The 8673-nt window shown below is 59.2% G+C and carries 8 protein-coding genes; 4 read left to right on the top strand and 4 right to left on the bottom strand.

Features of this window, described 5'->3' with window-relative positions; all coding sequences use genetic code 11:
• Window positions 1-30 precede the first annotated feature (30 nt).
• From flgA to PSH69_RS22855, 4 genes are all read left to right on the top strand, one after another.
• On the top strand, window positions 31-792 hold the full coding sequence (gene flgA / locus PSH69_RS22840; protein ID WP_026286438.1) for a flagellar basal body P-ring formation chaperone FlgA: 762 nt from the start codon (window positions 31-33) through the stop codon (window positions 790-792).
• A gap of 167 nt (window positions 793-959) precedes the next feature.
• On the top strand, window positions 960-1286 hold the full coding sequence (flgM, locus tag PSH69_RS22845) for a flagellar biosynthesis anti-sigma factor FlgM (protein WP_007937499.1): 327 nt from the start codon (window positions 960-962) through the stop codon (window positions 1284-1286).
• A gap of 48 nt (window positions 1287-1334) precedes the next feature.
• Window positions 1335-1802 carry a flagella synthesis protein FlgN gene (locus PSH69_RS22850; RefSeq protein ID WP_305409912.1) on the top strand — a complete coding sequence of 156 codons (468 nt, stop codon included), beginning with the start codon at window positions 1335-1337 and terminating at the stop codon, window positions 1800-1802.
• Between the two features lie 88 nt (window positions 1803-1890).
• Complete coding sequence (locus PSH69_RS22855) at window positions 1891-2637, top strand: flagellar brake protein (RefSeq protein WP_230174709.1); 747 nt, start codon at window positions 1891-1893, stop codon at window positions 2635-2637.
• A gap of 63 nt (window positions 2638-2700) precedes the next feature.
• Here PSH69_RS22855 and PSH69_RS22860 read toward each other — a convergent pair whose 3' ends face one another.
• The 4 genes from PSH69_RS22860 to PSH69_RS22875 form a co-directional block, all read right to left on the bottom strand.
• Window positions 2701-4083, bottom strand: a complete 1383-nt coding sequence (locus PSH69_RS22860) for an MFS transporter (protein WP_305409913.1) — start codon at window positions 4081-4083, stop codon at window positions 2701-2703.
• A 70-nt stretch (window positions 4084-4153) separates the two neighbouring features.
• Window positions 4154-5395 (bottom strand): glutamine synthetase family protein, encoded by a 1242-nt coding sequence (locus PSH69_RS22865; protein WP_305412860.1) that lies wholly within the window; start codon window positions 5393-5395, stop codon window positions 4154-4156.
• 221 nt (window positions 5396-5616) lie between these two features.
• Window positions 5617-6309, bottom strand: coding sequence for a sensor histidine kinase KdpD (locus PSH69_RS22870; RefSeq protein WP_305409914.1), 693 nt, complete (start codon window positions 6307-6309; stop codon window positions 5617-5619).
• The gene (locus PSH69_RS22875; RefSeq protein ID WP_305409915.1) at window positions 6306-7910 is read right to left on the bottom strand and encodes a tetratricopeptide repeat-containing response regulator; all 1605 of its coding nucleotides are present in this window, start codon (window positions 7908-7910) and stop codon (window positions 6306-6308) included. The genes PSH69_RS22870 and PSH69_RS22875 overlap by 4 nt, the downstream gene beginning before the upstream one ends.
• Window positions 7911-8673: the final 763 nt, after the last annotated feature.

Here is an 8673-nt window from a genome sequence, read left to right on the forward strand (position 1 = left end):
AAACGGCACGGCGCTTGCTTTTTAACTCTTATGAACACAGAACCGACATTTTTCCGACACCTGACATCAACCTGCCGCAGATTGCTCTGCGCGATGTCGGCCGCTTGCCTGTTCAACGCTGGCAGCCCTGCCCTTGCTGATACGGTTACCTTGCCTGACATGCTTATCGGCGTCACCCAGGGCTTTCTTGAATTCACCGTAGAGGACTATCTGGCCACCAGTCAAACGCAAGGTCGCTACGAAATCCAGGTCAACCAGCTCGATCCGCGCCTGCGCATGCCTATGTGCGACAAGGAATTGACAGCCACCCTCGAGAGCCCGGCAAGGCCTCTGGGACGGGTCACGGTCAAGGTTCGCTGCGAGGGCGCCTCGCCCTGGACGGTCTTCGTGCCCGCTCAAGTGAAGCTGTTTCGCGACATTGTGACGACCACTCGTCCGCTCAAGCGCACAGGGATTATCGAACCTCAGGACGTAACCCTGCGCGAGCGTGATATCAGCCTGATAAATCAGGGGTTTCTGACTTCCGTCGATCAGGCGATCGGGCAAAAACTTACCCGACCAATGGTCGCCGATCAGATCATTACGCTGGTGCATCTCGAACAGGCGGAAGTGGTTCGCAAGGGCGACCAGGTGGTGATTACCGCCCGCAGCGGTACGCTCAGTGTGCGCATGCCGGGTGAAGCGCTGTCCAACGGCGGCCTGAGCGAGCAGATTCGCGTGAAGAACCTTAACTCCCAGCGGGTCATCAAGGCGCAAGTCACAGCGCCCGGCCAGGTGGAAGTGGCCATGTAAGGGCTCTGTGTTTGTGAAGTGATGGCGCACCGCCTGGCGGTTGCCTAAACTGTGCCGCATGCAGGGCATGCGCTGGCGCCTGCGAGCTCATTGATAAATGGGCCTAAAGTTTTTCGGGGAATCGCCGAAAACATGGCAAGCGTCCAAATATCCAGAGGTTTTTTGTCATGGTCATCGATTTCAGTCGTTTAAACAGCTCCTCGTCACTTACGGGCAGTACGCGTACCAGCACCGCTAAGGAAACCGCCGAAGCCGGCCAATCCGCGCCGCTGAATACCCCGGCCGAACAGGCCAGTACCACCAAAAGCGGGGAATCGGTACACCTCAGCAATGAGGCTCAACAGTTGCAGAAGGTCACTGACAAGCTGCGCGATCAGCCTGCCGTCGACAACGCCCGCGTGGCCGAGTTGAAAGCAGCGATTGCCGATGGCAGCTATAAAGTCGACAGCAACCGTGTAGCCAGCAAACTGCTCAACTTCGAAGCCCAGCGCTAGGCCACGGCCCGCGCCAGGCTTTTGGACGCTTAAAACCCAAGGCCAGCCATGCACGACACTCATTTACTGCAACTGATCATCGACGACTTTGCCCCGGCGCAACAACTGCTGGAGCTACTGCAAACCGAGTCCCTCGCCTTGCACGGTCGTGACATGCCATTGCTCGAAGAAATTCTGGCGCATAAACAGGCATTGATCATTCTGCTCGAACAGCATGGCCGCAAGCGCAGTGAAATCCTCGCCAGCCTCAACCTGCCAACCAACCGCCAAGGCCTGGAGCAGCTCGCCAGCCAGTCGAGTATTGGCGAACGGTTGCTGGAACAGAGCGACGTGCTGACCGACCTCCTGGCCCAGTGCCAGGCCGCCAATGCCAACAATGGCCAGTCGATTCTGGTGCAGCAGGCCGCCACGGCCAACCAGCTGAAAATCCTCACCGGCGGCGAACCGCCAGCGCTCTACGATGCCCGCGGATCAACCTCCAGGCTCGCCAAGCCACGCCCGCTCAGTCAGGCTTGAGCCTTTCAATGAGCACGCCCTATCAAGACGCGAAACATGCTGGCAGAATGCCGGCCAGTAGTCATATTTGTCTGGAGATTGATACCTCGTGTCCAATGCCTTAAGCGCGGAAGATGCTCCGCAGCCACCCAAGGTGCTCACCACGCCCCTGGAAATCTCCGGCAACCTGCGTCAGCTGCAAGACAGCCATGACCCGCTGATCATCACGTTCCATGAGCGCAGCCAGCGCTTCCAGAGTTATCTGGTGGACGTCGACCGTGACAGCAAGATGATCGCCCTGGACGAAATGATCCCGCGCGACGGCGAACGCTTTCTGCTGGCCGGCGAACCGTTCAAGGTCGAAGGCTTCCACGATGGCGTACGCATCGCCTGGGAAAGCAATGGCCCGCTGACCATCGACGAGTCCGGTGATGGCCGCTGCTACCGGGGCGCGCTGCCCGATGAGGTGGTTTACCACCAGCGCCGCAATGCTTTCCGCGCTGCGTTGAAGCTGGCACAACTGGTCAATGTCGAGCTGGGCGGTGAGAAACTCAAGTCGCCCCTCGGCGGCAAACTGTTGGACATCTCCGCCACCGGCTGCAAGTTGCGCTTCGAAGGCGACATTACCGCCAAGCTGCAATTGGGCCAGGTCTACGACCGCTTCATCGCCGCCCTGCCCTTCGGCAGCATGACGGCACCGGTAGAGCTGCGTTACCTGCACTTTGAAGAAAAGATCAACACCACCTTCGCCGGCGTGCGTTTTCACAACATGAGCGGCCTGGTGCAACGGCAGGTCGAGCGGTTCGTCTATCAGCTTCAGCGTGAAGCGCGGCGCTTCGATAAAGACGATTTCTGATACGCCCCGCCAATAAAAAACGGGCAGTCCCTTGCGGGGGCCGCCCGTTTTTTTATGCCTGGATCAAGGCCGCGCTTCGGTAAAACTTTGCTCGCGACCTGCGTCCGGGTCTTCTGAATCCGAAACTGGTTCAGGTTCTGGTTTGGGCTCGGCATCCGGATCGACATCAGCCTCCGGGTTGACCGGGTTCTGCATCTGATCCTGCACCACCTGCTCATCGACACGCGGGTCAAGGCACGCAACCAGTGGCGAACTCGACATGCTGTCGGGCATGGCCACGTGATGCAGCGGAGCATCGTCCACCTGATGCAGGTTGGTCACCGCTTTCGGACGGATTCGCCACACCAGCACCAGCGCGAAGAAGCTGAAAAAGGCATAGAGCATGTGACTGCCGAACAATTTCATCAGCACCCCGGCCACCAGCGGTCCGACACTCGCGCCGACACCGTAGGTCACCAGCAACATGGCCGTCAGCGACACCCGGCGATCACCCTCGACGTGGTCGTTGGAGAACGCCACCGCAAGCGGGTACAGGCAGAACTGCACCAACGAACAGAGGAACCCGGCGATGAACAGCACCTCCAGCGGTACCTGCTGCATGATCGCCAGCGGCAACGCGGCCAGCGCCAGGCTAAACGCAAAACTGCGGATCAACAGCGCCCGATCGTAGCGGTCCGATAGCCACCCCAACGGCCACTGCACCACCAGGCCTGCAAAAATGCAGCTGCCCATGAACAGACCGACCTGCTCGGTGGACAATCCTTGCTGGGAGGCATACAGCGGCGCCAGGCCGTAGAACGAACCGACGATCAATCCCGCCCCCAACACCGTGCTCAGTGACTGCGGCACGCGTTTGATGAAGAAGCGCGGCTCCATCGGCGCCGGGTGCAAAGGTGCCGGGTGAATCCGCCGGGTCAGGGCCACCGGCACCAGACACAGGGCGAAACACAGTGCGACCAGCATCAGCAGTTCCAGGCCCAGGCCCGGGTGCATGACCAGAATCAGCTGACCCAACACCAGCCCCAGGTACGAAGCGATCATGTAGCCGCTGAACACCACGCCACGTTGCTTGGCTTCTGCCTGCTCGTTGAGCCAGCTTTCGATCACCATGTACTGGCACATCATGCCCAGGCCAACGATCACCCGCAGGAACAACCACGCGGGCAGCCAGTCCACCAGGCCATGGCCCAGCACCGCCGCACCGACGATCCCGGCGCAGGCTGAATAAGCTCGAATATGCCCGACCCGGGCAATCAGCCGATGGCCGATCTTGCCGCCCAGCACCAGGCCGAAATAGTTGGCCGCCATCAACGCGCCGACCCACAGGCTGTCGACTTTATCGGCCGCCAGGCGCAGGGCAAGGTAGGTACTCAACAGGCCCGAGCCGATCAACATCATCAGCGAGGCGAAATAAAGTCCTCGAAAGGATTTCAGGATTTGGCGCATCGGCGTTCCGAGCGGCTCCTTGCAGTGAGTATCGGGCTATCGACAACGATAGCCCGATGGCGACAGATCGTCAGGCCTGGGCTGCTAGAACACGCCGTTCCCAGGGAGTAATTTCATCGAGGAAGCTGGTCAACTCCATGGTCTTCGAAGCGATGTAGCCTTCGATGAACTCCTTGCCGAACAGTTCCTTCGCCAATTGGCTACGTTTCAGACGTTCAAGAGCGGCATGCAAGGTACACGGCAACGCAAGATTATCCGGCACCACGAATTCGCCCCGGGCCGCTTCGCTCGGTTCCAGTTTGTTTTCGATGCCATACAGCCCCGACGCCAGGCTCGCGGCAATCGCCAGATACGGATTGGCGTCAGCCCCCGGCAGGCGGTTTTCGACCCGACGAGCGACCGGTGAACTGGCCGGAATGCGCAGGCCGGCCGCGCGGTTGTCATGGGACCAGCAGGCATTGTTCGGCGATGCAAAAGGATGGCACAGGCGCTGATAAGAGTTCACGTTCGGCGCAAACAGCGCGGTGAAATCCGCCAGGCCAGCCTGTTGGCCACCGATGAAATGACGGAAGGTCGCGGTCGGCTCGCCGGCCTTGTCGCTGAACACGTTACGCCCGCTGTCGATCTCGACGACGCTCTGGTGAATATGCATCGAACTGCCCGGCGTGTGAGCCAACGGCTTGGCCATGCAGACCACGGTCAGGCCATGCTTGAGCGCCACTTCCTTGAGCAGATGCTTGAACAGCAAGGTCTGGTCGGCCAGCAGCAGCGGATCGCCGTGCAGCAGGTTGATCTCGAACTGGCTGACGCCCATCTCGTGCATGAAGGTATCGCGCGGCAAACCCAGCGCCGCCATGCCTGCGTAGACTTCAGTGAAGAACGGCCGCAGGCCGTTATTGGAGCTGATGCTGAACGCCGAATGACCGTCCTCGCGGCGACCGTCCAGGCCGACCGGCGGCTGGAAGGGTTGCGTCGGGTCAGGGTTGGGCGCGAACACAAAGAATTCCAGCTCGGTCGCCACGACCGGCGCCAGACCGAGGGCGGCGTAGCGAGCGATCACCGCCTTGAGTTGGCCGCGAGTCGACAGATGCGAACTCTCGCCGGTCAGCTCCTGCGCATCGCATATGGCCAGTGCCCGAGGGTGCGAACTCCAGGGCAAGCGATGGATCTGCCCCGGATCAGGCACCAGCGCCAGATCGCCATCATCGCTGCCGTAAAAGTGCGCGGGCGGATAGCCGCCCATGATGCATTGCAGCAGTACTCCCCGCGCCATTTGCAAACGCCGCCCCTCAAGAAATCCTTCAGCGGTCATTACCTTGCCGCGTGGCACGCCGTTCAAGTCCGGCGTAACACATTCAATCTCATCAATGCCCGTCAATCGCTGCGCGAGTGAACGATGGCCATCGGTTGTCATGACGCAATCCTTGTTGTTGTACGAGCCGCGAACGGCGACCCGTACAAAATAGGCTCCGGCTGTTCGGAATATCAAGCAGCGTCAAACAAAAAGGCGCAATCCTGTGAGGATCGTGTCGCTCAGGGGAGATACAGGCTGAACACACCACCACCCAATGGGCCGCCGTTACTGATTTCGGTGCGCCCACCGACGCCATTGCGTTGATGTAACGCGGCGATCCGCCCGGCAAAGTACAAGCCCAGGCCGGTACTGCCGCTGCTGTGGTTGATGCCCTGCACGTAATCGGCCTGACGCTCGATCATCTCGGCCGGATAACCCTCGCCATCGTCATTGATGGTCAGCACCAGTTGCCCGGCTTCATCGCTGACGCTGATCAACAAGGCGTGGCGAGCGTAACGGATGGCGTTGTTGATGCAATTGGCGAGCACCGAGGCAATCAGTTCACGGTCGAAAAAACCCAGCGGGCTTAACGGGTCCACTTCATAGGTCGCGATAATGCCGCGGCTGGCGAACACTTCCTGGTGAGCCGCCAGTTGCGCCTCGATGAAGTCATCCAGTTCATGGTAAGCCGGCTGCAACGGCATCTGGTTGACGCCGAGTTTGTACAGTCCCAACAACTGCACCAGCATGCCATTGAGATGGGCGAACTCGAAGTCGATCACGCCCTGCTCCGGGGTCTGCCGCTTGGGATCAGGCAAGCGCGCCAGCCATTGACTGTGGGCCTGCATCAGCATCGCCAGGGAGTTCTTCATGTCGTGCACGGTGGAGGCAATCACCGTGGAGAAGTCGAGTGACGGTTCGCTGTCGATCATTCGCCGAACGCCTTGATTTTCAGTTTCTGGTAGCGCGGATAACGCGCGTCGGTATCGGGCATCAGGCCGACTGTTTTCAGGCAGGCCCGGCACTCTTCCAGTTCGGCCGACGGCACACTGGTGTCGGTGCCGTGCAGCAGCGACTGCGCCATGTTCAGGGCAATACTGATGTTCTTCGGTTGCAGCGCCAGGGCTTTGCGGAACACCTCCCGGGCTTCCACCAGGTTGCCGGTCTTGTACACCCGCACGCCCTGACGGTTGAGGTCGGCGGCGGCGTTGCCCGAGTTGAGGATGGTCGGATCGTCGGTCAGCTTGGCGATGCCCTTCATCACGGTCGGATCGTCGCCGTAGATCTCCGCACAGTTTTTCAGCATCGAAGCGCCGGCACTCGCCTGCCCCAGCATTTGCAGCTGCTTGGCCACCAGCAGCGCCGCTTCGGCGCTCATGAACTGCTCCATGCCATCGAGGCGCATCAACGCTTGCTCGGTGAGCTTCTCGGCGGTTTCGGCATCGTTGAGCAGCAGGCTGGTAGCCTTCATCAAACGCGCCCGAATCTGCAGGCCTGGGTCGGAAGGGTTCTCCTTCGCCACTGCACTCAGCGTCGTGTTGATTTCCAGGCGGGTTCGAGTGTCCAGGCCCTTTTCCGCACCTTTGCTAATCAAGGCATGGGCCAGGCCGAGGTTGCTTTCCGCATCCTTGAAACGTGACTGCGCCCCTTGGTTCACGGCTTGGCGATAGGCTTTGGAGGCGGTGTCGAAATCTTCGTTGGCCATTGCCAGCTTGCCCAGCAACGCTTGCCGGCGCACCGCCAGCGGCGACAGGCGAATTGCTTCCTCCAACACTTTCTGCGCCGCTTTGGTGTCGCCTTCGGCGACCAGCACATCGGCCATGCCATCGTAGAGGGCCGGCATCATCGGGAAGACTTTCAAGGCTTTTTCGTAAATGCCCTTGGCCTGGCTGACCTGCCCGCGCTTGAACAGCAATTGGCCCAACCCGGCAAACGCCCAGGGCAAAGGCCGATCCGCAATGATGCTGTCGTAAAGACGCTCCAGCGCTTCGTTCTGGTTCAGGTCGCGCAACGCATCGGCGCGGTAACGCAGGCACAGCGGCGAATAACGAATGTCTTGTTTGCACAAGGCGATGCAGGCATTGAGCACTTCAACCGGTTTACCCCGGTCAAGCGCTTGCAGGATCGGTTTGAGCAAGGTCTTGCGCTGTTCCAGTCGCTCCAGGCGCTGAGCCAGGCCGGAACGGTTGAACGGTTTGGTCAGGTAAGCATCGGGCTCATGCTCCAGTGCACTAAGCACCATGGCCTGGCTGGTTTCGGCGGTGACCATGACAAACACACTTTCATGGCTGATCAGCTTCTCGATCATCAGGTCTTCGAGTACCTGCTGACCGTTTTTCTTGCCATCGCCCAGGTGGAAATCCTGCAGGATGAAATCGTAGGACTTCTGCGAGCACATGCGCAGCGCCTGCTCACCGGTATCGGCGGTGTCGACGTCCTTGACGCCCAACTCCCGCAGCATGGACCTGACGGAACTGCGGAAATCCGAGAAATCATCGACGATCAGAAAGCTTTTTTGGTGATACGACAGCATCGAAGATTTCCAGGCAATTTAAGGAAGAACAACCTAAAGGCAATGACTGCGAGTTTCTTTGCGACTTTTCAGGCGCGCAGATGATAGCGAGAGGCCATCGGCTATCAAGCAATTTCGCACAATCGCGTAATAAGGTTTGCCGGTCGCCGGAGACGAAATTCACAACGACCGATCGGGTTATCGGCCAGTAGTGGCAATCCCTTGAAGCAGCGGGTGTGCAATCGCGTAATTCGTTGTCATGACGGGTTTTCCACGTAAGTCGTCAGGTGGTTCGAGCAAGAAAAAAACCGCCAGAGGAATGCTCTAACGGGCTTTTTTAACCACTGACGCTGCAATTTTAGAATGTCCTTGCACTGAAATTACGCAGCCAGCCCTTGCCGCATAAGGGTTTCAGCTCATTTGAGGCACACCACTATTGAGTGCCGGCGGGCACTTCGCCAAAAACAAATCGACATAATATTGACACCAAAACATCCACTTGTCGGAATATTGGCACATCGTACTGTTACCTGCGCTTAACACCTTTACAAAGCCTGACCCCACAACTAAACACCTATCAAACTGATATCAGGAAAGGCCGTATCCCTGAATCAGCGCTGTACCAAAATACGGCCTCATCCAGCCATTACTTCAGGAGTCCCTTCACTATGGGCGCTCTCAGGATACTGCGCGCCATGCGCAGCGCAGCCTCAGGCTTGGGCCCACGTTCGCCCGACCGCTCCTGCGATTCGCTCCTCAAGTACGGCGAGTTTCTTCCCCCCCG

Source organism: Pseudomonas sp. FP1740 (genome assembly GCF_030687165.1).
In the GTDB taxonomy this organism is placed as follows: Bacteria; Pseudomonadota; Gammaproteobacteria; order Pseudomonadales; family Pseudomonadaceae; genus Aquipseudomonas.